Annotated in this window: 20 protein-coding genes and 1 pseudogene; 9 read left to right on the plus strand and 12 right to left on the minus strand. The window is 58.7% G+C overall.

The window, feature by feature from the left end:
- Window positions 1-180: 180 nt before the first annotated feature.
- Complete coding sequence (locus msub_RS03360) at window positions 181-495, plus strand: SCP2 sterol-binding domain-containing protein (RefSeq protein WP_048494699.1); 315 nt, start codon at window positions 181-183, stop codon at window positions 493-495.
- 62 nt (window positions 496-557) lie between these two features.
- Here the strand turns inward: msub_RS03360 and msub_RS03365 are convergent, their stop codons facing one another.
- From msub_RS03365 to msub_RS03385, 5 genes are all read right to left on the minus strand, one after another.
- Window positions 558-1,205 carry a multidrug transporter gene (locus msub_RS03365; RefSeq protein WP_048494700.1) on the minus strand — a complete coding sequence of 216 codons (648 nt, stop codon included), beginning with the start codon at window positions 1,203-1,205 and terminating at the stop codon, window positions 558-560.
- Window positions 1,206-1,209: 4 nt separating this feature from the next.
- Window positions 1,210-2,916 (minus strand): hypothetical protein, encoded by a 1,707-nt coding sequence (locus msub_RS03370; protein ID WP_048494701.1) that lies wholly within the window; start codon window positions 2,914-2,916, stop codon window positions 1,210-1,212.
- Between the two features lie 217 nt (window positions 2,917-3,133).
- Window positions 3,134-3,844 carry a DNA polymerase III subunit epsilon gene (gene dnaQ / locus msub_RS03375; protein ID WP_048494702.1) on the minus strand — a complete coding sequence of 237 codons (711 nt, stop codon included), beginning with the start codon at window positions 3,842-3,844 and terminating at the stop codon, window positions 3,134-3,136.
- Window positions 3,845-3,883: 39 nt separating this feature from the next.
- Window positions 3,884-4,327 carry a ribonuclease HI gene (rnhA, locus tag msub_RS03380; protein ID WP_048494703.1) on the minus strand — a complete coding sequence of 148 codons (444 nt, stop codon included), beginning with the start codon at window positions 4,325-4,327 and terminating at the stop codon, window positions 3,884-3,886.
- 53 nt (window positions 4,328-4,380) lie between these two features.
- Window positions 4,381-5,151 carry a class I SAM-dependent methyltransferase gene (locus tag msub_RS03385; RefSeq protein ID WP_048494704.1) on the minus strand — a complete coding sequence of 257 codons (771 nt, stop codon included), beginning with the start codon at window positions 5,149-5,151 and terminating at the stop codon, window positions 4,381-4,383.
- A 96-nt stretch (window positions 5,152-5,247) separates the two neighbouring features.
- On the opposite strand from msub_RS03385, the gene gloB reads away from it, so the two are divergent.
- The 7 genes from gloB to msub_RS03420 all read left to right on the plus strand — a co-directional run bounded on the left by gloB (window position 5,248) and on the right by msub_RS03420 (window position 14,340).
- Window positions 5,248-6,042 (plus strand): hydroxyacylglutathione hydrolase, encoded by a 795-nt coding sequence (gene gloB / locus msub_RS03390; RefSeq protein WP_048494705.1) that lies wholly within the window; start codon window positions 5,248-5,250, stop codon window positions 6,040-6,042.
- Window positions 6,043-6,219: 177 nt separating this feature from the next.
- On the plus strand, window positions 6,220-7,920 hold the full coding sequence (locus msub_RS03395; protein WP_048494706.1) for a lytic transglycosylase: 1,701 nt from the start codon (window positions 6,220-6,222) through the stop codon (window positions 7,918-7,920).
- A gap of 12 nt (window positions 7,921-7,932) precedes the next feature.
- Window positions 7,933-9,756 carry an extracellular solute-binding protein gene (locus msub_RS03400; protein WP_048494707.1) on the plus strand — a complete coding sequence of 608 codons (1,824 nt, stop codon included), beginning with the start codon at window positions 7,933-7,935 and terminating at the stop codon, window positions 9,754-9,756.
- A gap of 15 nt (window positions 9,757-9,771) precedes the next feature.
- Window positions 9,772-10,857: a microcin C ABC transporter permease YejB gene (locus tag msub_RS03405; RefSeq protein ID WP_048494708.1), complete on the plus strand. Its 1,086-nt coding sequence runs from the start codon at window positions 9,772-9,774 to the stop codon at window positions 10,855-10,857.
- Window positions 10,854-11,882 (plus strand): ABC transporter permease, encoded by a 1,029-nt coding sequence (locus msub_RS03410; protein WP_048494709.1) that lies wholly within the window; start codon window positions 10,854-10,856, stop codon window positions 11,880-11,882. The genes msub_RS03405 and msub_RS03410 overlap by 4 nt, the downstream gene beginning before the upstream one ends.
- A gap of 1 nt (window position 11,883) precedes the next feature.
- Window positions 11,884-13,488, plus strand: coding sequence for an ABC transporter ATP-binding protein (locus msub_RS03415; RefSeq protein WP_048494710.1), 1,605 nt, complete (start codon window positions 11,884-11,886; stop codon window positions 13,486-13,488).
- Between the two features lie 66 nt (window positions 13,489-13,554).
- Window positions 13,555-14,340, plus strand: a complete 786-nt coding sequence (locus msub_RS03420) for an enoyl-ACP reductase FabI (RefSeq protein WP_048494711.1) — start codon at window positions 13,555-13,557, stop codon at window positions 14,338-14,340.
- 70 nt (window positions 14,341-14,410) lie between these two features.
- Here the strand turns inward: msub_RS03420 and msub_RS03425 are convergent, their stop codons facing one another.
- Together msub_RS03425 and msub_RS03430 are read right to left on the minus strand one after the other, a co-directional pair.
- Window positions 14,411-14,824 carry a PilZ domain-containing protein gene (locus msub_RS03425; protein ID WP_048494712.1) on the minus strand — a complete coding sequence of 138 codons (414 nt, stop codon included), beginning with the start codon at window positions 14,822-14,824 and terminating at the stop codon, window positions 14,411-14,413.
- Window positions 14,825-14,847: 23 nt separating this feature from the next.
- The gene (locus msub_RS03430) at window positions 14,848-16,671 is read right to left on the minus strand and encodes a DUF1631 family protein (RefSeq protein WP_048494713.1); all 1,824 of its coding nucleotides are present in this window, start codon (window positions 16,669-16,671) and stop codon (window positions 14,848-14,850) included.
- Between the two features lie 175 nt (window positions 16,672-16,846).
- On the opposite strand from msub_RS03430, the gene msub_RS03435 reads away from it, so the two are divergent.
- A complete protein-coding gene (locus tag msub_RS03435) occupies window positions 16,847-17,923 on the plus strand; it encodes a 3-deoxy-7-phosphoheptulonate synthase (RefSeq protein ID WP_048494714.1) in 1,077 nt (358 codons plus the stop codon).
- Between the two features lie 25 nt (window positions 17,924-17,948).
- Here the strand turns inward: msub_RS03435 and cobA are convergent.
- The 5 genes and pseudogenes from cobA to msub_RS03460 all read right to left on the minus strand — a co-directional run.
- Window positions 17,949-18,767: pseudogene (cobA, locus tag msub_RS03440) on the minus strand (uroporphyrinogen-III C-methyltransferase); the annotation flags it as partial.
- Window positions 18,768-18,796: 29 nt separating this feature from the next.
- Window positions 18,797-20,071 (minus strand): serine--tRNA ligase, encoded by a 1,275-nt coding sequence (serS, locus tag msub_RS03445; protein ID WP_048494716.1) that lies wholly within the window; start codon window positions 20,069-20,071, stop codon window positions 18,797-18,799.
- Between the two features lie 87 nt (window positions 20,072-20,158).
- Window positions 20,159-21,496, minus strand: a complete 1,338-nt coding sequence (locus tag msub_RS03450; RefSeq protein WP_048494717.1) for a replication-associated recombination protein A — start codon at window positions 21,494-21,496, stop codon at window positions 20,159-20,161.
- Window positions 21,496-22,107, minus strand: coding sequence for an outer membrane lipoprotein chaperone LolA (lolA, locus tag msub_RS03455; protein ID WP_264750636.1), 612 nt, complete (start codon window positions 22,105-22,107; stop codon window positions 21,496-21,498). The genes msub_RS03450 and lolA overlap by 1 nt, the downstream gene beginning before the upstream one ends.
- 54 nt (window positions 22,108-22,161) lie before the next feature.
- A complete protein-coding gene (locus tag msub_RS03460; protein ID WP_048494719.1) occupies window positions 22,162-24,765 on the minus strand; it encodes a DNA translocase FtsK in 2,604 nt (867 codons plus the stop codon).
- Between the last annotated feature and the right edge of the window lie 2 nt (window positions 24,766-24,767).

Consider the following 24,767-nt stretch of genomic DNA (forward strand, 5'->3'; position numbering starts at 1 on the left):
ATGGTGATAAGGAGAGCAAAAAAATTAAAACAAGCGTTCGATCGAGCTTGACAGAACCCACCACTCACCATAAAGTCGGATTGCGAGGCCGGCTCACCCGGGCACCCGAACAGGCTGGTAGAGCCAGGGGCATCAAGCCGCCGTCATCTTGACAAGACACTCATCAGAAAGGGTAAAACAATGTCCGTAGCTCAGGTATTTGAAAAGCTCGAACAGAATTTCAACGCAGACGCAGCGCAGGGCCTCGACCTGGTTTTCCAGTTCGACATCGAAGACGACAAAACCTATCACCTGGTCATTAACGACGGCACCTGCAAGATGCACGAGGGCGCCCATGACGACCCCTCCGTTACCCTGATCATGAGCTCCGAAACCCTGCAGGGTATCGTTTCTGGAGAAACCGACGGCATGCAGGCGTTCATGGCTGGTCAGCTGCGCGCTGAAGGCGACATGATGCTGGCGACCAAGCTTGGCGAACTGTTCAGAATGGGCTGATTGCCCGGAATGACGTCAGAGAAACCTGCGCATCGCGCGGGTTTTTTTATGCCCGGAATCGGTTACTGATCCCATAACTGGACTGCCGCCCTCGCCTGGTCATTGGCGGGAACCGCTACCAGCCCGGCGGCCGAAAGCCGCAACTTGAAGGTGGCGCCGTCACGCATGGGCATGAATGCTACCTTTCCGGAGACGCCCTCCACAAACGGGAGATGGAGCTGGCGGTCCAGTTGCCACAGATCCAGCCGGCTGTTCGGGGCAAGACTGATTTCGGTCTGCGGCGCCGTGCGCGACTGCTCCAGGGAGGTATAACGGCCACTCAGGCTATCAAGCCGATAAGCCGGTGAGATGCCGAGCCAGCCAAGAGGGCCGGAAAAGCGGCTCATCCGGACATCAACCTGCCACTGGTCGCCCCGGAGCGTGCGCTCTTCGACACGACCGTCTTCGGTCTCAAGGGTTACCCGCCAGATCTGCTCGGTCTGACGTTGGGTGGAAATGGTGGCAACGGTTGGTATGCCCTCCAGGGACTGGTAGCTCGCCAGGTTTTTTGCAATCACCAGGGCATAAAGACCCGCCAGTATCACCCCGAAAACCGCCGTGCCTATCAGCCAGCCAAGCAACCACCGGGGGTGCCGGAAAAACAGAAGGCCCGCAATCACAAGCACGCCACCGGTCACGGCCAGCAGGATGCTTGCGAACCCATAAGACATGGGATTACAGGCCTACGTCGTCCAGCGACGATTGGGCAAGTTTCAGCAGGTCAAGGTTGCGATCCTCACTCTTGCCAATGCTTTCTATATAGTATTCAAGGGAAGTCAGCGCATCCGCCAGCGCTTCCAGAACCTGTTCGGCCGGTGCCTCCCTGGCATCCAGCAGGCGTTCCTGAATGGAGGCGGCAACCCGCTCAAGAACGCTGGCTGCGCCGGGATCGTCCACCATTTGTAAGCCGCCCCAGATACTGTGGAGCGTTGCCGGCAGGTTGGCGAGATGAAGCTTGTCGTAGTCGGATTCAATAAAAGCCGTTATCGCCCGTTTTGCCAGGGTCAGTGCGCCACGGGCTTCATCAGCAACCACGTAAAGCGCTTCCCTCAGATACACGGACTCTTCTCGCTTTCGTTCGCCGCTGGCCAGGGCGTCGGTCTCGGAGGTAATGCCGCGGGTAACAATCTGCATCACCGCGTCCTCGATACCCAGGACCGAATCGGCAAGACGGTAGAGTTCCTCATCATCCGGAAGGCGGGATTCTTCCTCCCAGCGCCGCAGTTTGCCGGCCTCCTCCCGTGAAATAGCCGCCAGCTTGTTCAGATCAAGCATCACCAGAGTATTGGCAAGACGCTCAAGCGCATCGGCAATCGACGACAGTTCGGCGAGATCTGGTTCAATTCCGCGCTCGATGATGTCCAGTTTGTCTTTCAACTGGTTCAGCTCATCCTGCAAAGCTTCCGACAGGGATTTGAGCACGTCGGTACCGGGACCATAAAGCCGACGGGCGTGGGCCTCGAGCATGGCATCCGGGTAGTCCGCCGGCGCGAGCCGGTAGGCAGATAACACCCGGGTGACCTCCGGATTGCCGGAACCACTGCGGTAAAGCAGGTAGACCAGATCCCGGATCAGTGAATCCGGTGCGTCCTTGGTGGTCGCAACCTTGCCGACATAAACCACTTCCCGCGCGTACTTCTCGATTCGCATGAACATACGCTTGCGGGCTTTGGTGATAGCCATGGCCCGATCAAGCATGGTATCGGTCACAAGGCCCACCAGGCACCACATCTGACCCATCGGGGCGCCCTGGCAGAGGCGGGCAAAACCCCGCGAGGCGCGACCGATCAGCTTTTTGTTGACCGCATCGTTGCGCTCACGGAGCATTCCCAAAAGCGCAACCTGAAAGGTCAGGCGCATACGCCGGGCCAGGATTTCGTACTCGGCTTCATCACCGGTAAAGGGTTCGATGGCAAGGCCGGCGCAAAAATCCGGCTTTTCCTTTACATCAACATCAAAGAAACAGGACTCGGGATAGGGTTTTTCCTTGCGGGCTTCACGGAGCTCGTTAATCACCGGCAAGAGCAGTTCGGGATGATCTTCCCGCTGCTGGTGGTAGTACTCCACATAACGGCGCAGGATAAACAGCGCGCTGTTCAGGGTGGTCAGGAGGATGTTCTTGTCGTCATTGGCGCCAACGGGGACATCGTTGGCCATGGTCACCGCTTCCTGGCACAACAGCGTGCCACCACGCAACTCCACAAGAATGAAAATACCCCGCAACTGGTTGATGAAATCAACACAGTTCTGGAGATCCTCACCCCTTTCGCGGTTCTCCTGGAAGCGTTCAAGGCTGGACTCTGCCTGCTTGATGGTCTGTTCTATTTCACTTTTGACCAGATCAAACGACTGCGATTTCGTCGCGAGAGACGACTGAACCATAAACGCTTCCCGTTAACTTTGCGGAGACTACCGCATCCTCTTTGGTAGACGCTGGCCCGACAATGACGAACCAGGCCTTTTTGTTGTGAGCCGGTTCAACCCTTTCCGGCCAAAGCAAGATCGCAAAAAACTGGCGAACTTATCATTACTTATAACACAAAACTCAAGTAGCTCAAGAAAGGCGGAATGTAACATTTAGTACAGCCAGACCCAGTTCTCACTCCGCGCTTTCGAGTTTGCCCCAGACGGTTTCACCGGCCTGTTTTTCCAACAAAGACATGAATTTCCGATGGGCGTCATTTTCCGCTTCCGAAGCCCGAACCACCGCCAGCGGTTTGCGATCGGCCGGAAGCCGGCGGATCCCACTGGCCCCGCCACCGCTGTCCGCGTTGGCGTCCAGGGAAAGCGCTGTCTGGCCGCCGGTTAGCAGCAGATAGACATCGGCCAGAATCTCGGCATCCAGCAACGCCCCGTGGAGCTCCCGGTTGCTGTTATCGACACCGTAGCGCTTGCACAGGGCGTCCAGGTTATTTTTCTGGCCCGGATGTCGGGCCCGGGCTATGGCCAGGGAGTCGACAACACCGCAATGCTCCGAGGTTTTTCGCACCGGCTTGAGGCGGGCGAATTCCGCATCCATAAAGCCGACGTCAAACGCGGCATTATGGATGACCAGTTCAGCGCCCTTGATAAACTCGAAGAACTCGTCGGCAATCTCGGCAAATTTAGGCTTGTCGGCGAGGAACTCATTGGTAATACCGTGAATGGTGATGGCTTCCGCTTCCACCTCGCGGTCCGGGTTAATGTAGACATGATAGTTACGCCCGGTGAGCTGGCGCTCCATCAGTTCGACACAGCCGATCTCTATGATCCTGTGGCCTTCGGCCGGGTCGATGCCCGTGGTTTCGGTATCCAGAACAATCTGTCTCATTCACTGTACCCGGTTATCTGCAGTCTGTTGATCAGGGAATCAGGCATTAGCCAGTTCGTCGACGCCGCGGTTGGCAAGTTCATCCGCCAGCTCATTATCAGGAACACCGGAATGCCCTTTGACCCAGTGCCAGTTTACCCGGTGTTTTGCGACTTCCGCGTCCAGTTCGCGCCAGAGGTCTTCGTTTTTCACCGGTTTTCTGGCCGAGGTTTTCCAGCCATTACGTTTCCAGCCCGCCATCCATTCCGTTATGCCCTTTCGGACATACTGCGAATCGGTATAGAGCTCCACCTCACAGGGGCGCTTGAGCGCTTCCAGACCGCGGATGGCCGCCATCAGTTCCATACGGTTGTTGGTCGTGTCGGCCTCGCCACCATGAAGCGTTTTCCGGCGATCACCATAACGCAATACAACACCCCAACCGCCGGGCCCCGGGTTGCCCTTGCAGGCGCCATCGGTGTAGAGGATTACCTTGCCAGCCATTCGTACTCCTGGATCAGTCAATCAATGGGTCATTGTACTTTGTGAAGCAGTATTCAGTTTCGGCTGCAGCCCCGGGAAGCGCCGACAGTCCCCGTCCCCGGTAGAGCAATGACTTTGCTCTTGCGCCAGACCGGCCGCCGTGGAAGCCGGGCAGGCACCCGTTTTTTCGCAAGGATACAGTAATAGGCGCCCACTGGCAGGAGTCGCTTTGCGGAAAGCCGCCTGTCAAAGCGGCTAACGGCCTTGCGGCCACTGCGCTGCAGGGGCGTTCTGAAAAACCGTGTTACCGATGCCTCAACATTGAAACCCAGCAGGTGCAGCCAGTCTTCCATGCGCCCCCGCAACAGAAAACGGCCACCCCAGGGTCCTTCATGGCTGCGGGACAGGAGCTTCCGGAGGCCCCATAAACTGAGCGGGTTGAACCCGATGAGAACCATCGTGCCCTCCCCCCTCAGCACCCGCGCCGCCTCCCGGATAACCTCGTGGGGAAAGGGTGAAAAGTCGGCGGTATGATGAAGCACCACCAGATCCATGGAATCGCCGGGGAACGCCAGTTCATCGGCGTCGCAAACGGCTACGCCCTCCGGTATGTGAGAATTCCACCGGGGAGTTGTCATGACTCGCTGGGTAAAGTCGGTGCCGGTCGCAAGCGGAAGCCGATGGCTCACGCCAACATGAAGTTGCCTCGCTCCGGTCAAGTGCTGCAACTCGGCATCGACAAACCGCCGTTGATCCGCGAGCAGTGCCCTCCCCAGAGGCGTCTGGAACCAGCGCTCGAAGCTTTCATGCCTGCCCGAAAAATCAACTGCGTCGGAATTACTCACCGTTGCACCACTCCCTGAAGGCCGAACCTGTGGTTGGGGCCTTGAATTTAATGCTCTATCATATCAGTCACATTCGATAAGCACATGTGGGGCTCTATGCTGACCATTTCCGTCATTCCTGCGTTCAGTGACAACTATATCTGGTGTCTGTCCGATACCTCCCGTGGCAAAGCGCTGATCGTGGATCCGGGCCAGGCGCAACCGGTTCTGGACTACCTGGCCGAGCACCATCTGACTCTGGATACCATTCTGGTCACTCACCATCACCCCGATCATGTCGGCGGGGTCAAGGAACTCCAGTCTGCCTTCCCTGACTGCCGGGTGACCGGGCCGGCAGACTCGCCGTTCCAGGGCAGTACCAATAAGGTGCACCCGGGCGATGAAGTAATCTGGGAGGATATAACCTTCCAGGTGCTTGGTGTTCCCGGCCATACGCTCGATCACATCGCCTACTTTACCGATGTGGAAGTTGACGGCAGGCCCGTTCTGTTCTGTGGCGACACGCTGTTTGTCTGCGGGTGCGGCCGACTGTTCGAGGGTTCGCCGGCCCAGATGCGCCAATCCCTGCAAACCCTTCGGGCGCTGCCGGGCAGAACCGCTGTCTATTGCGCCCATGAATACACGCTGGCCAACCTTCGGTTTGCCCGTAACTGGCTCCCTGAAGACCAGGGGCTGAAAGAATTCGAGGAACAATGCCAAACGGCACGCAAGGCTGAACAACCCACGGTGCCCTCGGTTCTCGCTGATGAAAGGCGACTGAACCCGTTTCTGCGCTGGGACGACCCTGCGGTGATAGATGCTGCCAGGTCGTATTGTGCCGGCCATGGGCTACCGGCCGATTCGGACGATGCCATATTCGCCGCCATCCGCCATGGCAAGGACAACTTCTGACGCCAGCGTGTACGCAATTAACAAATCCTCTCATTGACGTAACGAGCGGGTTCTTGACCCCCTGAAAAGCGGGGCCATAGAATCGTTGCAACTTTGTGACCGTATGTTATGAAACTATTTAACATGCCGGGCTTCCAGACATGGAACCCGGCACCAACCTTGAACCGGATGTCCTGTATGTCGGTCAGACGATTGTCGTTTTTGTTTATCAGTGGAGCCCTTCTCAGCGGGTGCAGTGTTCTGGATGGCCAGGCTCGGGAAAGCCCCCTCAACTCCGAACAAGTCACAGTCGCGGCGGGCGACGACGGCCTGAAGCAATCCGTGGTATCCGGAACGAAGGGTGACGCTGCCCACAATGAACCGCTGGATGAAGCGATAGCGCCCGAGCTCAAGGTGGCCGCGCAGAATGCCCGCGACAAACTGGACAATCCGGTACAGGAACCGCCTGAGGCGAAGTTGGTTGACAATGATCTCTGGTCCAGGCTCCGATCCGGATTTGCACTGAACCATGACGTTGACAATGAACGGGTCCGGGACCAACTGGACTGGTACACCAGCCATCCAGGTTATATCAATCGGGTGGTCGAGCGCGGCAGCCGCTACCTGTATTACATCCTGAGCCAGACAGAGAAACGTGGGCTGCCTGCGGAATTTGCCCTGCTCCCCATTGTTGAGAGCGCATTTGATCCATTTGCCTACTCCCATGGTCGGGCCGCGGGTCTCTGGCAGTTCATTCCCTCAACCGCGAAATATTTCGGGCTGACCCAGAGCTGGTGGCACGATGAGCGCCGGGATGTGGTAGCAGCTACCGATGCAGCGCTCACCTACCTTGAACGCCTGGCAAACCGGTTTGACGGCAACTACACACTGGCACTGGCCGCCTATAATAGCGGCGGTGGCACGGTTTCCAGCGCGATGCGCCATAACCGCAACGACAATAAACCCACCGATTTCTGGTCCCTGCAGCTACCGCGGGAAACCCGCCACTATGTACCGAAGCTGATCGCCCTGGCGAAGATCTTCGATAACCCGAAAGCCTATGGCATCACATTACCGGCGCTGGAGGATGAACCCTATTTCGAGATCGTCAAAACCGGCTCACAACTGGATCTTGCCCAGGCAGCCGACATGGCCGGTGTGGATATTGATGAAATCTACTTGCTGAATCCCTCGTACAACCGTTGGGCCACGTCTCCCGCCGGGCCGCACCGCCTGCTGGTTCCGGTTGAAAATGCCGAGACCTTCCGCACTGCCCTGGCCAGCATACCGCCCAAAAGCCGGGTCTCATGGCGCAATTATATCGTGAAGTCCGGGGACAGCCTGAACTCCATCTCCCACAAATTTGCAACAACACCCGCCGTGCTTCAGGAGGTCAATAACCTGAACAGTGATCTGATCCGGATTGGTGAGCGCCTGCTGATTCCTTCCGCCTCCAAGGGCAGTGAGGCCTATGCCCTCAGCGCTTCCCAGAGACTGCAGCGCAAGCAGTCCAGGGAGCGGGACGGCAACAAGGTCCGGTATACCGTGCGCAAGGGTGATACTTTCTGGGACATCGCCAGGGAGCACCGGGTATCCGTACGGCAGGTTGCGCGCTGGAACGGCATGGCCCCGGGCGATCCTCTGATGCCGGGCAAGGAACTTGTCATCTGGTCCAAGACCCGCCAGCCGACCCTGCTGGCCGCCAACAGCGCGCGCTCCGATGAGATGGTCAGAAAGGTAGGCTACCGGGTTCGAAAAGGGGACTCCCTCGCTCGCATTGCCAACCGCTTCTCGGTGAATGTGAGTGACATCGCAAGCTGGAACGACCTGAACACCTCACGTTATCTGCAACCCGGACAAAGTCTGGTACTCTACGTTGATATCCGAAACAGTCCCTGACCTGCGAGACTCATGACAAGAATACGGAAAGCCTCTGCCCTTACGTCTGTCTTTTCTGCACTGGCACTTTTGGCCATAGCGGCTTCCTGTCCGGTTTCCGCGGCGGAATCTCTGGAACCGATGCATGGCATTGCCATGCACGGGGAGCCGAAATACCCGGCCGGATTCAGCCACTTTGACTACGTCAATCCGGATGCACCCAAGGGCGGCAGCCTGAAAATGGCGGTGGTCGCGAACGGTTTCGATTCCTTCAACCCCTTCGACATCCGTGGCATTGCCGCGGCCGGAATCAGTGAATACCTTTACGACACCTTGCTTGCGCCGTCGGATGACGAACCGTTTTCGGCCTATGGTCTGATCGCAGAATCCCTGGAGACTCCCGACGACCGCAGCTATGTGGTGTTCAACCTCAGGGAGCAAGCCCGTTTTCACGATGGTGAACCGATTACCGCCGAAGACGTAAAGTTTTCCTTCGAGACCCTGACCACCAAGGGGCATCCCTTTTTCCGGAATTACTACTCGGACGTCAGCAAAGTAACCGTTGAAGGCCCGCGCCGGATTCGCTTCGATTTCAATGAAACCAGTAACCGCGAACTACCGTTGATACTGGGGCAGATGCCGATCCTGCCCGCGCACTACTGGAAAGACCGGGAATTCGGAGAAAACGGCCTGACCCCGCCGCTGGGCAGCGGCCCCTACCGCATTGGAAGCTTTGAGGCGGGCCGTTCCATTACCTATGACCGGGTCAAGGATTACTGGGCACAGGATCTGGGAGTCCGCAAGGGCCGGTTCAATTTCGACAAGATAACCTACGACTATTACACCGACGACACTGTTGCCCTGCAGGCCTTCAAGGCGGGTAATTTTGACTTCCGCCTGGAGTCATCCGCCAAGAACTGGGCGACTGCATACACTGGCGAGAAGTTCCAGAACGGCACGATTATAAAAGAGGCGATCGAACACCACCGCCCCACCGGCATGCAGGGTTTCGCTTACAACACCCGCCGGGAAGTATTTGCCGACCCGATGGTCCGTGAAGCCCTGGCCTATGCATTCGATTTTCAATGGGCCAACAAGAACCTGTTTTACGGCCAGTACACCCGTACCGACAGCTACTTTGAAAATAGCGAACTGGCGTCCTCCGGTCTGCCGCAAGGCCGTGAACTGGAAATACTGGAGCCGTTCCGCAACAAGCTCGATAAGGATGTCTTCACCGAAACGTATGTACCGCCATCAACAGAAGGCGAGTATGGTTTGCGCGAGAACCTGAGAACCGCCCTGGAATTGCTGAGAAAAGCAGGGTATGAGATTCGCGACGGCCAAATGGTACACAAAGAGACCGGCCGGCCTCTGGCCTTCGAAATCCTGCTATTCCAGCAGAGCTTTGAGCGGGTGGTTCTGCCTTTCAAGAACAACCTGGCCCGGCTCGGTATTGACGTGTCCGTTCGTCTGGTGGACAGCAACCAGTATGTGCAGCGGCTGCGGGAGTTCGACTACGACATGATCACCCAGGTGATTCCCCAGTCCGATTCACCGGGCAATGAACAGCGAGGCTACTGGCACTCGTCAAACGCGGATGCCAAAGGCTCGCGCAATTACATGGGCGTCAGCGACCCCGTTGTCGACGCACTGGTCGAGATGGTCATCCAGGCCCCGGACCGTGAAGAACTGGTGTACCGGACAAGAGCCCTTGACCGCGTTCTGCTTAATGGCCACTACGTGATCCCCCAATGGCATCTGACCAAGGATCGCGTGGCCTACTGGAACTTCCTTCAGCGTCCTGCAGAGACTCCAAAAAACGGCATAGACCTCAACAACTGGTGGGCAAAGCCCTGAGGAATCCGCCGCTCGATGGGCATCTATATACTCCGGCGTTTGGCGCTGATCATCCCCACGCTGATCGGCATCATGCTGCTCAATTTTGTGATCGTACAGGCCGCACCGGGCGGACCGATTGAGCAGCTCATTGCCGAAATGGAAGGCCATGGCGGAAGTGCCCTGTCCAGGGCATCAGGCGGCGGCACCGAAGGCGAGGTTGCCAGCTCGTCCGGTGACACCCGGGGGTCCCGGGGCATTCCCGAAGAGCTTCTGAAAGAACTGGAAGTGATGTACGGCTTCGACAAGCCAGCCCACGAACGGTTTCTCAAGATGCTCGGAGACTACGCCACGTTCAACTTCGGCGATTCCTTTTTCCGCGAACAGAGTGTTATCGATCTGATCCTGGACAAAATGCCCGTCTCCATCTCGCTCGGGCTCTGGTCGACCCTGATCATTTATTTTATTTCCATTCCTCTGGGTATCCGAAAAGCGGTCAGCGACGGCTCCCGGTTTGATGTCTGGACCAGCTCTGCCATCGTAGTGGGCTACGCCATACCGGGCTTCCTGTTTGCGATCCTGCTGATTGTCCTGTTTGCCGGGGGCAGTTATTTTGACTGGTTCCCGCTGAGGGGGCTTACCTCCTCGAACTTCGAAGAGCTGACCTGGTACCAGAAGGTCGGCGATTACTTCTGGCACCTCGCCCTGCCGGTAACCGCCAACGTAATAGGCGGTTTCGCCACGCTGACCCTGCTCACCAAAAATTCCTTCCTGGATGAGATCGGAAAACAGTACGTGGTAACCGCCAGAGCCAAGGGTTTGAGTGACAAAGAGGTACTCTACGGCCACGTATTCCGGAACGCGATGCTGATTGTCATCGCCAGCCTGCCTGGCGTTCTGGTTGCCCTGTTCTTCACGGGCTCACTCCTGATTGAAGTGATCTTTTCCCTCGACGGACTGGGGCTTCTGGGCTTTGAAGCTGCCCTGAACCGGGATTACCCGGTCATCTTTGGCACACTGTACATCTTCACCCTGATGGGGCTGATCCTGAAACTGGTCAGCGACATCACCTATGTGCTGGTGGACCCGCGTATCGATTTCGAAAGCCGGGAGGGCGCGTGAGCTTCAGGGCCCTGACACCCATCCAGCAAAGGCGTCTCAGAAACTTCAGGAAAAATCGCCGGGGCTTCTGGTCACTCTGGATTTTTCTCGCACTCTTCGGCCTGTCCCTGATGGCCGAGGTGATCGCCAACGATTCCCCCCTGATTGTCTCTTACCAGGGGGAACTGTATTTTCCGGTGGTCGAATCGGTGCCCGAGGTAACCTTCGGAGGCTTTCTGCCCACCGAAACCAACTACCGGGATCCGTTCATCGAACAACAGATCAAGGAAAACGGCTGGATACTATGGCCACCCATCCCATTCAGCTACAACACCATCAATTACGACCTGGAGGTCCCCTCGCCGGCTCCGCCCAGCGCGGTGAACTGGCTGGGAACCGACGACCAGGGCAGGGATGTCGCGGCCCGGGTAATCTATGGCTTCCGGATTTCCGTACTCTTTGGCCTTACCCTGACCTTCGCCAGTTGCATTGTCGGCGTGGTTGTCGGCGCCATCCAGGGCTATTACGGCGGCAAGGTCGACCTGATAGGCCAGCGCTTTATCGAAATCTGGTCCGGCCTTCCGGTTCTTTATCTGCTGATCATTCTTTCCAGTATTGTGCAGCCGAATTTCTGGTGGCTGCTGGGGATCATGCTGCTGTTCAGCTGGATGGGACTGGTGGATGTGGTGCGAGCGGAATTCCTGCGGGCCCGTAATTTCGAGTACGTCAAGGCGGCCAGGGCCCTTGGCCTGGACAATCGCAAGATCATGTTCCGGCATATCCTGCCCAATGCCATGGTGGCCACCCTGACCTTTTTGCCATTCATCCTCACCGGCGCCATTACCGGATTGACCTCCCTCGATTTCCTGGGTTTTGGCCTTCCCTCAGGCTCCCCCTCCCTCGGCGAGCTGATCGCCCAGGGCAAGGCCAATCTCCATGCACCCTGGCTCGGCATTTCCGCATTCGTGTCCCTGTCGCTGATGCTCACCCTGCTGGTGTTCGTCGGCGAAGCTGTCCGCGATGCCTTTGATCCGAGGAAGAGCTGATATGACCCAACTGCTCCAGATTTCCGATCTTTCCATCCGGTTCGACCAGGGGCCAGTGGCGGTCGATTCGCTGTCGATGGCCGTTCGCGAGGGCGAGACTCTGGCGCTGGTGGGTGAAAGCGGGTCCGGTAAGTCCATCTCGGCGCTCTCGATACTCAGGCTACTCGACAAGCGGCACGTCAGCTATCCGGAAGGGCAAATCCTCTACCGGGGAGAGAACCTGCTCACCGCCAGCGAAAAACGGATTCGCCAGATCCGCGGGCGCGAAATAGGCATGATCTTCCAGGAGCCAATGACCTCCCTCAATCCGCTGCACAAGGTAGAGAAGCAGATCGGCGAGACCCTCGAGCTCCACAAGGGGATGCGCGGGCCACAGGCCCGGGCGCGCTCTCTGGAGCTGCTCGAACTGGTTGGCATCCAGAACCCGGAAAGCAAGCTAGGGGCCTATCCGCACCAGTTATCCGGAGGCCAGAAACAACGGGTAATGATCGCCATGGCACTGGCCAATGAGCCAGACCTGCTGATTGCCGATGAGCCGACCACCGCTCTGGACGTTACCGTCCAGCAGCAGGTTCTGGAATTGCTCCGGGATTTACAGAAAAAGCTGGGCATGGCCGTTCTGCTGATCACCCACGATCTGACCATTGTGCGTCGCTATGCGGATCGTGTCGTGGTCATGGAGCATGGCAAGCTGGTGGAGGAGGCAGACACGTCAACGCTGTTTTCAGAACCCCGGCATCCCTACACGAAAAAACTGCTGGACGCCGAGCCCCCGGAAGCGCCCCTGGCTCTTGGCCACAATGCCGAGGTTCTGCTGACCGTCGATCAGTTGGATGTCCGCTTTCCGATCCGGCGTAACCTGTTTGGCAAGGTGAAGGAATCCTTCCATGCAGTCCAGAATGCCGGTTTTGAACTGAACCGCGGAGAAACCCTCGGTATTGTTGGCGAAAGCGGCAGCGGCAAGACTACCATTGGCCATGCCCTGCTCAAACTGACAGCCAGTACCGGCAGTATCCGCCTGGCAGGAGAAGAACTGGCGTTTCTTGACCAGAAGGCATTCCGGCCCTGGCGCCGCCGGGTTCAGATTGTGTTCCAGGATCCGTTCGGCAGCCTCAGCCCGAGAATGTCGGTTGCCGAAATTGTCCGCGAGGGCCTGGAAATTCATGACCGGGAAAACGCCAGCGAACATGATCAGAAAGTGATCCGGGCGCTCACCGATGTTGGCCTGGACCCGGAGGCACGGCATCGCTACCCCCATGAATTCTCCGGAGGCCAGCGCCAGCGCATCGCTATCGCCCGGGCACTGGTGCTGCAACCGGACCTGATCATCCTCGACGAGCCAACGTCGGCGCTTGATCGCACCGTCCAGAAGCAGGTGATTGAACTGCTGAGGGATATCCAGGCCCGTTATGGTCTAAGCTATATCTTTATCAGTCACGATCTGGCCGTTGTAAGAGCCCTCAGCCATAAGCTACTGGTGCTGCAGCATGGCCGGATTGTAGAGTACGGAAACGCGGCCGACATATTCCGTTCACCAGGGGCGGACTATACTCGCCAACTGCTGGATGCCGCATTCTTTTACCAGAAGACAACTACGACTATTTGAGCGTTACCCCGGCCAGAGCAATTCGGGGATAATGCTCTGAATTCAGGAACACAGGGAGAACGACCCATGGGAATCCTCAGTGGCAAGAAAGCACTGATCGTTGGCGTAGCCAGCAAACTGTCCATCGCGTACGGCATCGCCGAGGCATTCGCCCGGGAAGGCGCCGAACTGGCATTCACCTACCAGAACGAAAAGTTGCAGCCGCGGGTTGAGAAATTCGCCGAGCAATGGGGCAGCAAGCTGACCTTCCCTTGCGATGTCGCCAGCGATGAAGAAATCGAAAACGTCTTCAAGGAACTGGGCAAGCACTGGGACAACATCGACATCATTGTTCACGCCGTCGGCTATGCTCCGGGCCACGAGCTTGATGGCAACTACGTTGACGTCACGACCCGCGATGGCTTCCGCATCGCCCATGACATCAGCTCCTACAGCTTTGTTGCCCTGGCCAAGGGCGCCCGCGGCATGATGCATGAGGGCAGCTCGCTCCTGACCCTGAGCTATCTGGGCGCGGAAAAGGTTCTGCAGAACTACAACGTGATGGGGCTGGCAAAGGCATCGCTTGAGGCGAACGTTCGCTACATGGCTGCCAGCCTGGGCCGTGATGGCATCCGGGTAAATGGCATTTCCGCGGGCCCGATCAAGACCCTGGCAGCATCCGGCATCAAGAGCTTCCGCAAGATGCTTGCCGAGAATGCCAGACGCGCACCGCTGCGCCGCAACGTAACCATCGATGAAGTCGGTAACGCCGCGGCGTTCCTGGGTTCGGATATGGCCAGCGGCATTACCGGTGAGATCATGTACGTAGACGCCGGCTTCAACATCACCGGCATGGGTGAGCTGGAAGAATAAGCCAGCCCATAAACCTGCCTGAAAGAGCCGGCCCCGCGCCGGCTCTTTTCGTTACGGGTGGTGACGGCGTTCAACCCTCCGCCATGGCAGCCGCAACCGCCTCAACCCACTCGACATAGGCAGTTTCGTCAGACTCGATAATGCGCACCCCGACCAGAAAGGCATTGTCCTGGGGCCGACACCAGACCACATCCACCATCAGCCGGAACGGCTGGCTGTGATTGCCGAGAAACACCATCGCCGGTAACAGGGCATCCAGGGAAACCGGCTCGGCAGAGAACAGGCACAGTCCACCGGCTGAAATATCCCGGATTTGACACACCAGTTCCTGGCCGGACGACCCGGTATCTTCAGCCACCCCCGGAAGCCCGGACTCAAGCTCAAGAATGGCCTGTGCCCGGGCGGTCAGCCGGTAGTCTGACCGATTGTCCCGGTCAATATGAGGTTCGTTCTGCGTTCCGAAGCTATATTCTTTGTCGGTCATTTTTGTTATTCCTGCATCGGCAATCAATTTCGGCCTACCCGGATACGGCCAACAACCCTGCTGAGGGTGTCGTCAAATTCCGCGGAGCTGCCAAGAACCCGGACCCACCCCTCAACGATACCCTGCACCAGCTCATCTTCAATGAACTCCCGCCGGTTCAGACCCAGGCGGTCTACAAACACCAGTTTTCGGGAGGCATTGATTCGCACCGCAAGTTTCAGCCTTGCCGGGTCCCCTGAAGCATCGTCTGCCTGCACGACAATCCAGCCACCGAGCTTGATGCCGGACACCTGTTTCTCCGCCAACAGGATTTTTTCGTTCAGGATCCGCGCCTGCTCGGCCTTCTCATCCGCAAGTCGCTGTTCTTCCAGGAGCTGCTGTTGGCGCAACAACTCCGCTTCACGGGCGACCGCCAGTTCGCGGCGGTGCGCCTCAGCCGCTGCTTTCTCCCGCCGGAGCTGCTCGGCACGCAACCTGGCGGCTTCGGCAGCCTGCTCCCTTTGCCGGCGTTGCTTGGCACACACTCGGGCCAGCAATTCCACCGTCTCACCAAGCACCGTGCCAAACGATGTCAGGGGCGGCAGTGGCCGCACTTGCTGGGTTTCCATCGCCTGCCGGAAGTCGGTCCAGGGTTGCAGCCCCAGTTTCACGCCGGCACCATTGGACCAGAGAATCTCGGCCGATTCACTCAGAAAGGCATAGAACAGGCGGCGTTGCTCGCCCGAGGCCTGGCCCTCGACAAACCACTGGCCCTCAAAAGGTTCAAATTCTTCCCTCGGCGGTGCCTCGAACCCCAGCCATCGTGAATCCCACTGAAAGCCGCCGGCCGCCGGTAGCGCCTCCACCAGCTCGGGCACCTCTCCCCGAAGTCGGGATACCATAACCGCTTCAATGCCAGCCAGCGCATTGGGCGGCAGGGGCGTGTCATGCACCCTGCCCCAGACGTCGAGAATCCGGTCTCCGATTTGCTCACCGACGTGATAGAGCCGGTTCCGGTCCTTGTCCGAGAGCGAAGGGTCGCCAATCCAGATCAACCACTCAAGAAGTTTGCTGCCGTGGCGGAAGTTTTCGCCCTCCTGCCCGGCGTCCCAGACTGCCTGTTTCAGAAGGCCCTGCCAGTAGTCCAGGATGAATCTGATAATGGGCGCAGGGACCCGACGCCCTGTCAGCGCACGCCCGATCAGTGCCCTTGAGACCTGATCAGCCTGGCGCTGCCTGGCGGCTCCCTGCTCGGTCTCCAGCAAACGCTGCCGGAGCCTGGCCGTCTGGGCGTGTCGTTTAGTGGCGTCCTCCTGCCACTGCCGGCAGAAGTCCTCCAGCGATTCCGGGCTGCCAGACTCAAAACAGGCCGCGACGGCAATAACAAGCGCATCAAGCTGGTCCAGCAGTACCTTTCCTGCACGCCCGCCGGAATCACTCCAGCCCCGCCACTCCTGCAAGCTGTCCAGCCAGGCCAGCAGGGTTTGACTGAACGCCTTTTTGCCCACCAGATTCATCCGCCAGGCAAAGTAAAACCGCAACCGGGCAATCCTGCGCGCAAGATCCGGATGCAAACCGCTGGTTTTCAGGAATATATCCATGATGCGATCGGCAACATAGGCGGCATTGACCTGGCGGGCCGACCATTCGAGGTGCACAGAACGGATAACGTGGGTGACCCGCTCATCCCGTTGTTCCGACCAGCAGGACAGCAGCAGGGGCCCCCAGTCGCTCACAGCCTCCGGTGATAGCTTGCCTGCAGGGTATGGCAGGTCAGGAACCCGGATACCGGCCAGGACATCGTCAATTTTGTCCAGAACCGCGCCCCGGGAGGGCACATCCTGCGGTCTCTGCCTGTTTTGTGACATCCGGTCCCCATACTCAAGAAGCGTTGAAAAGGCCCTGTAAATGACGCAGTATAACCAACTCGCCGGGGTTTATCGCAACCTTGTACCGGCGTTATTCGCGTCAATCTGTAACCTTGCTGGCACCGTTAATGGCTCATCAGGGTTGCAAGGATCAGAATCGGGGAAACAGAGCAACATGTCGGGCAACAAGCTAGAGAATCTGAATGTGGCGAGCCAGGAAACACTGATCACTCCTGAAGCGCTGAAAAAGGAGCTGCCACTTTCGGAAAAGGCCGCCGAAACCGTCGCCAGAGGGCGCCAGGCTATCTATGACATCATGGACGGCAAGGATCACCGGCTCTTTGTGGTCGTTGGCCCCTGCTCCATCCACGACGTCGACGCCGCCCGGGACTATGCCACGAGACTGAAAAAGCTGTCGGATGAAGTCAGTGACACCCTGCTGATCGTCATGCGCGTCTATTTTGAGAAGCCCCGCACCACTGTTGGCTGGAAAGGTCTGATCAACGATCCGCACCTGAACGACACCTTCGATATCGAGCAGGGCCTTCATATCGGGCGTCGGCTACTGATCGACATCAACGAGCTTGGCCTGCCGGCTGCCACCGAGGCACTGGACCCGATTTCACCCCAGTACCTGCAAGACACCATTGCATGGTCTGCGATCGGCGCGCGCACGACCGAATCCCAGACCCACCGGGAAATGAGCAGCGGCCTCTCCATGGCGATCGGCTTCAAGAACGGCACGGATGGCAACCTGGATGTCGCGGTAAATGCCATGAAGTCCGTTTCTCACCCGCACAGCTTCCTGGGCATTGACCAGCAGGGCAAGGGCGCGATTATCCGTACCAAGGGCAACAACTATGGCCACGTTGTTCTGCGCGGTGGTGGCGGCAAGCCCAATTATGATTCGGTCAGCGTGGCACTGTGCGAGCAGGCACTGGATAAGGCCGGCCTGCGCAAATCTGTCATGGTCGACTGCAGCCACGCCAACTCCAGCAAGGATCCGGCTATCCAGCCGCTGGTCATGCAGGACGTTACCCATCAGATCCTGGAAGGCAACACCTGCATCCAGAGCCTGATGGTCGAGAGCAACATCAACTGGGGCAACCAGTCGATTCCCGAAAATCTGGCGGATCTGAAATACGGTGTCTCTGTCACCGACGCCTGCATTGACTGGCCGACCACCGAGAAAGCCATCCGTGATATGCGCGAGAAACTGAAGGACGTATTGCCGAAACGCAAAGTCGGCTGAGCGCCCGGCAACAAATCGGGGAGCCTCAGCTCCCCGTCACACTACCTATCCAATCCAGCCTGTCTCTCAGGGCCACAACGTGGCCGATAATCACCAGCGTGGGTGCCTGAACGGCCTTCGCCTCCACCCTGTCAACAATGTTGCTGAGATTGCCTGTGACCACCTGCTGCTCCCTGGTGGTGCCCTTGGATACCAGCGCCACCGGCATGTCTTCAGACATACCATGGGCGATCAGTTGCCTACAGATAATGGGCAGGCCCACCAAGCCCATATAGAACACCAGTGTCTGGTTGTTCTGGACGAAGTCCTGCCATGGCAGGTCGCAGGTATCGTTCTTCAGGTGGCCGGTGACGAAGCGGACAGACTGGGCATAATCCCGGTGAGTGAGCGGTATCCCGGCATAGGCGGCACACCCGGACGCGGCAGTAATGCCCGGCACGACCTGGAAGCGAACCCCGGCGTCCGCCAGGGTTTCAATTTCTTCCCCACCCCGGCCAAAAATGAACGGGTCGCCGCCCTTGAGACGAACCACCTTGCGGCCCTGCCGGGCCAGATCCACCAGACGCTGGTTAATCTGATCCTGGGGCAAGGTGTGGTTGGCCCGTTGCTTTCCGACGTGGATCTTTTCCGCCGTTTCCGGGATCAGCGCCAGTATCTCCGGTGATACCAGGCGGTCGTAGAGCACCACCTCTGCCGAAGTGATCAGACGCCAGGCCTTGAGCGTGAGCAGCTCAGGGTCACCAGGCCCGGCCCCGACAAGGGCGACTTCACCGGGCGATGTGTTGGGGTTCGAGGTAACCGGATTTACCCTGTACCGAATTGGTGCAGACCTTGCACCAACGCCCTTCCCTGGTGCGTTTCCTGTCTCGTCATTCATTGGATTCGGTCAATGCCTCCCATGTACGGCCTGAGAACGTCCGGTACCACGATACTGCCGTCGGCCTGCTGGTAGTTTTCCATGACCGCAATCAGGGCACGGCCAACAGCAAGGCCGGACCCGTTCAGGGTATGAACAGGCTCCGGCTTTCCGGTTTCCGGATTACGCCAGCGGGCATGCATGCGCCGTGCCTGAAAATCACGGGTGTTGGAACAGGAGGAGATTTCACGGAACTTTTCCTGGCCGGGCAACCAGACTTCCAGATCATAGGTCCTGGCCGCTGAAAAGCCCATATCACCACCGCACAGGGCAACCACTCGATAAGGCAGCTCCAGCAGCTGCAGTACCTTTTCGGCATGGCCGGTCAGTTGCTCCAGCGCCGCCTCGGAATCTTCCGGGCGCACCACCTGAACCAGCTCCACTTTGTCGAACTGGTGCTGGCGAATCATGCCGCGGGTGTCACGGCCGTAGGAGCCGGCTTCACTGCGGAAACACGGGGTATGGCAGACAAATCGAAGCGGTAGCTCTTTGGCATCCAGAATGCTGTCCGAGACCAGGTTCGTGGCCGGCACTTCAGCCGTCGGGATCAGATACAGCGGTTTCTCCCCTTCGGTCTTGAAGAGGTCTTCCTCGAATTTCGGCAACTGGCCGGTTCCGTACAGGGTATCGGCATTCACCAGGTAAGGAACATAGGTTTCAAGATAGCCGTGTTCGCCGGTATGCAGATCCAGCATGAACTGGGCCAGCGCACGATGAAGGCGGGCCACCGGCCCCTGCATCACGGCAAACCGGGAATGAGCCAGCCGGGTTGCGGTCTCGAAATCCAGGCCTTTGAGCTCCTCGCCCAGGGCGACGTGGTCCTTTGGCTCGAAATCGAAGTGCCGGGGCGTGCCCCAGGTGCGGATCTCAACGTTATCCTCTTCGGTCTCGCCGGCAGGAACGCCTTCATCCGGAAGGTTGGGGATACCCGCGAGAAAAGCGTTCAGCTCCTCCTGAAGTGTCCGCAGCTCATCTTCCGCTTCGGATTTCTGTGCCTTCAGACTTTCCACTTCGTCCAGCAATGGCTGGATGTCCTCACCCGAGGCCTTGGCCTTGCCAATCGATTTGGACCGTTTGTTCTGCTCGCTCTGCAGGTTTTCCGTGCGTACCTGCAGGCCGCGGCGGCGCTCCTCAAGCTGTTCGAAGGTCGCGGTATCGAATACGAAATTCTTGACGGCCAGCCGACGGGCGATCTCTTCTGTCTGGGTTCGGACACGTTTGGGATCGAGCATGATTTTCCTGAATCTTCCGGTTAACGATGTAATGATTGACTGGCCATTATACCTGCGCAGGCGCTGCTGGCTACCGCATTGCGGGAGTCAGCTATAGCGTTTGCGAGGGCTTTCGGCGTTGCGGGAATCAAGCCGCTGGCGCTTCTCCGCCAGCTTGATTTCCAGCCCGCGATTAACCGGCTCATAGTAGCGGCGCTGATGAATGGCTTCGGGAAGGTAGGCCTCCCCCGCGGCAAACGCCTCGGGTTCATCGTGGGCGTAGCGGTAGGAATCTCCGTGCCCCATGCTTTTCAGCAGCTTGGTGGGTGCGTTACGAAGGTGCACCGGTACCTCATAGTCCGGATCTTGCCTGATGTCTGCCATGCACTGGTTAAACGCTTTGTAGACCGCGTTACTCTTCGGCGCCAGGGCCAGGTAGGTAACCGCCTGGGCCAATGCCAGCTCACCTTCCGGCGACCCCAGTCGTTCCTGGGCATCCCAGGCTTCCATGCTCAGTTGCAGGGCCCGGGGGTCGGCATTGCCAATGTCTTCACTGGCGATCCGGACCAGTCTGCGGGCAACATAAAGTGGATCACAGCCGCCATCCAGCATCCGGCACAGCCAGTAGAGTGACCCGTCCGGGTCGGAACCACGCACCGACTTGTGCAACGCGGAGATCTGATCGTAGAAAACATCACCGCCCTTGTCGAACCGGCGCAGGCTGGTCTGCATCACCTGCTCAAGCTGATCCCTGGTTATCCGGTCCTTGCCCGCCGCATCCGGTTCCGCCAGGTCTGCAGCCACTTCCAGAATATTCAGCGCGCGGCGGGCATCACCCCCGGACGCCGAGGCCATAAGCGCAAGCACGTCTGCCTCTACCGCCAGCCGGCCGCCAAACCCCTCCTCCGCCACCAGCGCCCGATTCAACAGCTGCAGGATATCGGCCTCCTCAAGATTCTTGAGTACGTAGACACGGGTACGTGACAGCAGTGCGCTGTTAAGCTCAAAGGATGGGTTTTCAGTGGTGGCTCCCACGAAAATGAAGGTGCCGTCTTCGATATGGGGCAGGAAGGCGTCCTGCTGGCTCTTATTGAACCGGTGGACCTCGTCGACAAACAGCAAGGTGTCCCGGCCCTGGGACTGCTTCCGGTTGCGTGCCCGCTCGACCACGGCGCGGATTTCCTTCACGCCGCTGAGCACCGCAGAGACGGTCTCGAAACTCAGGTCGCTGACATTAGCGAGCAATTGGGCAAAGGTGGTTTTACCAACCCCAGGGGGGCCCCAGAGGATCATCGAGTGAAGTTGCCCTTGCTCAACAGCCCGGCGAAGCGGCTTGCCCGGGCCGACCAGGTGAACCTGCCCAACATAGTCGTCCAGGGTGGTCGGCCGCATCCGTGCAGCGAGCGGCCGAAAACCGGCGGCTTCCGCGAACAGGCTGTCCTGCATCAGGCCCCGTCCCGGATGATATCAACGCCCTCCGGATAATCGAGGGTAAAGGCGCTGGCTTCGACCGGTTCATTCAGCCTGATATGATCAAAGCTCAGTATGCTGAGCTGGGACAGGGAATCCCGCATCCGCATTTCCTGAAGTTCTCCCTTGAAGAAGGTCAATTGCAGCGAGGTAAACAGAGAGTCCGGGCTTCGTGGCTCGAGGGTGAACTCCTGGGTGTGTTCGCCGATCCGGCGGCCGGATACCCGGTAAGTCTCTTCGAGATTACCCACCTCACCGCTGAGCAGCAGCGCGGGGGTGGACTGGACGCGGTCGTCCAGGTTATGAATCGTCACCTGTTCCAGGTCCGGGTCGTAGACTTCAACGGTATCGCCGTTACTGACGATGAACTGGGAGAGCGGAGCGCTGGTTTCCCAGTAGAACAGCCCCGGACGCTTGGCTTTCAGCGACCCACTGGTTTCCTGAACCTTGTTCCCCTCGCCGTTGACCACGATCTGGAGAAAGTCCGCCTGGTAGGACTCGTAGCTTTCCAGCAGTGACGCCAGCTCGTCGGCCCCGGCGTCCGGCTTGGCGTCGCCTGCCAATGCCACGCTGGTGAACAAGCCCATAAGCGCCAACGTCAGCAAGCGGTTGACAAATGACTGTCGCATAACAATTTACCCCTAATCTCTTGGTGGAGGCGGAGCCAGGACTTCGCGCGCGCCGTTGTGGCCCGCAGCGCTCACAACGCCCGATGCTTCCATGGCATCAACCAGGTTCGCCGCCCGGTTGTACCCGATCTTGAATTTCCGCTGTACGGATGAAATCGAGACACGGCGACCTTCGGTGACAAAGGCAACCGCCTCGTCAAACAGGGCATCGCCCTCGCTGTCGTTATTATCAGACAGGTTCGGCACCCCGGGCAGGCTTTCACCCTCGGCCCCGCTCAGAACATCGTCCACGTATACCGGCTCGCCACGCGCTTTCCAGGCGCTGACCACACGATGAACCTCATCGTCGTCGACAAACGCCCCATGCACACGGACCGGCAGCCCGGAACCGGGCGGGAGATACAACATGTCACCATGGCCCAGCAACTGCTCGGCACCGCCCTGATCCAGCACGGTCCGGGAATCGATCTTGGAGGACACCTGAAACGACATCCGGGTCGGGATGTTGGCCTTGATCAGGCCGGTGATCACGTCTACCGACGGGCGCTGCGTCGCCAGAATAAGGTGAATACCGGCCGCCCTGGCCTTTTGTGCGATCCGGGCGATCAGTTCCTCGACCTTTTTGCCCACGATCATCATCATGTCGGCAAACTCGTCGATCACCACTACTATGAATGGCAGCGTTTCGAGCTCCGGCCGCTCCTGTTCATCGTTGGCAAGGTATTCGTCCGGCTTCCAGAACGGATCCAGAAGCGGCTCGCCCGCAGCCTGCGCATCCTTCACCTTACGGTTGTAACCGGCGAGGTTACGAACGCCCAGGCTGGCCATGAGCTTGTAACGGCGCTCCATTTCGGCAACGCACCACCGCAGAGCATTGGCCGCTTCCTTCATGTCGGTGACCACAGGCGCCAGCAAGTGAGGAATGCCATCGTAGATGCTCAGTTCAAGCATCTTGGGGTCAACCATGATGAAGCGGACATCTTCCGGGCCGGCCTTCAGCAGCATGCTCAGCAGCATGGCGTTAACGCCAACCGATTTACCGGACCCGGTGGTGCCGGCTACCAGAAGGTGCGGCATCTTGGCCAGGTTCGCCACCATGGGGTTGCCGCCGATGTCGTTCCCCAGCGCCAGAGTGAGGGGTGAACTGGACTCCTGGAAAACCCGCGCGCTCAGTACTTCGCTGAGACGCACCATTTCCCGCTCTTCATTGGGGATTTCGATACCAACCACGGATTTTCCGGGAATGACCTCGACAACCCGAACGCTCAGCACCGCCAGCGACCGGGCAAGATCCTTGGCAAGGTTGGAGATCTTGCTGACTTTCACCCCCGCCGCCGGCTTGATTTCAAACCGGGTGATTACCGGGCCGGGATTCACTTCGACCACTTCCACGGACACCCCGAAATCGGCCAGCTTCTCTTCCAGCAGGCGCGACATATGCTCGAGTGATTCTTCGGAGTAGCCCTTTTCCTTATGCTCCTCGGGTGGATCAAGCAGAGAAATTGGCGGAATCGGACTTTCAATATCTTCCAGCAGCGACGGCTGTTTGTTGCCCTTGTCCTTTGGCTGCGGCGGCTGATCGTCTTTCTTGAAGGGTGAAATTTTCAACGCACGGCCCGCCGGCGGTGGGGCATCGGCGCGCCCGGGTTTTTCCGGCCGGCTGGCACTGGCGGGCGCCTCATCACGGGAACTGAAACTCTCCAGCCGCGCAGGCTCCGGATCAACCGTGGCAGACAGTCCGTCAAGGGCCGGTTCGACCCGTTCCCCGGAGGGCTTCGCGGGGTCTTTGGGTTTCTTCGGCGTTTTCGGTCCCAGCCCCGGGAGACGTTGCCACCAGCGCAGGCGGGTTGCCGTTTCCTGGGCCTGTTCTTTTCCGGGCGCAGGCACCCGATCCTTGATGACCGGAGGCTCTGGCCTTGGCGCGGGTCTTGAGGCAGGCACATCACGAGCATCTGGCTTAGCCGGTTTGTCGTCACCGCTGAACAGGCTTCTGATCGCCAATCCGGTTTTCAGGGTCAGGCTACCCACCTGATCCATCAACCAGAACCAGGACAAGCCCGTGGTGACGGTCAGGGCAAACAGGAAAATGGCGATCAGAAGCAGAGTGGTTGCTGGCAGGTTGAAAAACCGCACCATGGCATCCGCCACCGCCGTTCCAAGGACGCCACCGGACGACGCGCCCAGGCCGAACACCGAATAGAGTGACAACAGACTGGTTGCCGAGAGCAGGATCAGCAGAAACCCGCCAAACCGCATCAGGAACAGGGGCCAGTGCAGATCCATGGAATCATTACGCCGACGGATCAGCATCAGCGCATAACCGGCGATCATCAGCGGGAACAGGTAAGCCACATGGCCAAAGAAATCCATCAACAGGCTGGCCAGCCAGGCGCCCGTGCGGCCGGCATAGTTCTGCACGCCGGTGTCATGGCCAATACTGGCCCAGCCGGGGTCGGACGGGCTGAAGGTCACCAGCGCCATGGCGAGGTAAATACAGAGGGAGATCAAGGCAATGACAGCGCCTTCCCGGGCGCCCTGAGCAGCCAGTCGGCGAAAGCGCAGCTGCTTCTCGGTCAACTCTTGTGGTGCTTTCTTCGCTTTAGCAGATTCGGCCATGA

Origin of the sequence: Marinobacter subterrani, assembly GCF_001045555.1 — a bacterium.
Lineage (GTDB): Bacteria > Pseudomonadota > Gammaproteobacteria > Pseudomonadales > Oleiphilaceae > Marinobacter > Marinobacter subterrani.

Bases quoted from the DNA above. Each gene is read 5' to 3' on its own strand.
- msub_RS03435 (WP_048494714.1), top strand. From the start codon at position 16,847: ATGTCGGGCAACAAGCTAGAGAATCTGAATGTGGCGAGCCAGGAAACA.
- rnhA (WP_048494703.1), bottom strand. From the start codon at position 4,327: ATGGCTGGCAAGGTAATCCTCTACACCGATGGCGCCTGCAAGGGCAAC.
- msub_RS03425 (WP_048494712.1), bottom strand. From the start codon at position 14,824: ATGACCGACAAAGAATATAGCTTCGGAACGCAGAACGAACCTCATATT.
- msub_RS03415 (WP_048494710.1), top strand. From the start codon at position 11,884: ATGACCCAACTGCTCCAGATTTCCGATCTTTCCATCCGGTTCGACCAG.
- msub_RS03430 (WP_048494713.1), bottom strand. From the start codon at position 16,671: ATGTCACAAAACAGGCAGAGACCGCAGGATGTGCCCTCCCGGGGCGCG.
- msub_RS03420 (WP_048494711.1), top strand. From the start codon at position 13,555: ATGGGAATCCTCAGTGGCAAGAAAGCACTGATCGTTGGCGTAGCCAGC.
- msub_RS03360 (WP_048494699.1), top strand. From the start codon at position 181: ATGTCCGTAGCTCAGGTATTTGAAAAGCTCGAACAGAATTTCAACGCA.
- msub_RS03405 (WP_048494708.1), top strand. From the start codon at position 9,772: ATGGGCATCTATATACTCCGGCGTTTGGCGCTGATCATCCCCACGCTG.
- dnaQ (WP_048494702.1), bottom strand. From the start codon at position 3,844: ATGAGACAGATTGTTCTGGATACCGAAACCACGGGCATCGACCCGGCC.
- msub_RS03460 (WP_048494719.1), bottom strand. From the start codon at position 24,765: ATGGCCGAATCTGCTAAAGCGAAGAAAGCACCACAAGAGTTGACCGAG.
- msub_RS03395 (WP_048494706.1), top strand. From the start codon at position 6,220: ATGTCGGTCAGACGATTGTCGTTTTTGTTTATCAGTGGAGCCCTTCTC.
- msub_RS03365 (WP_048494700.1), bottom strand. From the start codon at position 1,205: ATGTCTTATGGGTTCGCAAGCATCCTGCTGGCCGTGACCGGTGGCGTG.
- lolA (WP_264750636.1), bottom strand. From the start codon at position 22,107: ATGGGCTTGTTCACCAGCGTGGCATTGGCAGGCGACGCCAAGCCGGAC.
- gloB (WP_048494705.1), top strand. From the start codon at position 5,248: ATGCTGACCATTTCCGTCATTCCTGCGTTCAGTGACAACTATATCTGG.
- msub_RS03370 (WP_048494701.1), bottom strand. From the start codon at position 2,916: ATGGTTCAGTCGTCTCTCGCGACGAAATCGCAGTCGTTTGATCTGGTC.
- msub_RS03450 (WP_048494717.1), bottom strand. From the start codon at position 21,496: ATGCAGGACAGCCTGTTCGCGGAAGCCGCCGGTTTTCGGCCGCTCGCT.
- msub_RS03400 (WP_048494707.1), top strand. From the start codon at position 7,933: ATGACAAGAATACGGAAAGCCTCTGCCCTTACGTCTGTCTTTTCTGCA.
- serS (WP_048494716.1), bottom strand. From the start codon at position 20,071: ATGCTCGATCCCAAACGTGTCCGAACCCAGACAGAAGAGATCGCCCGT.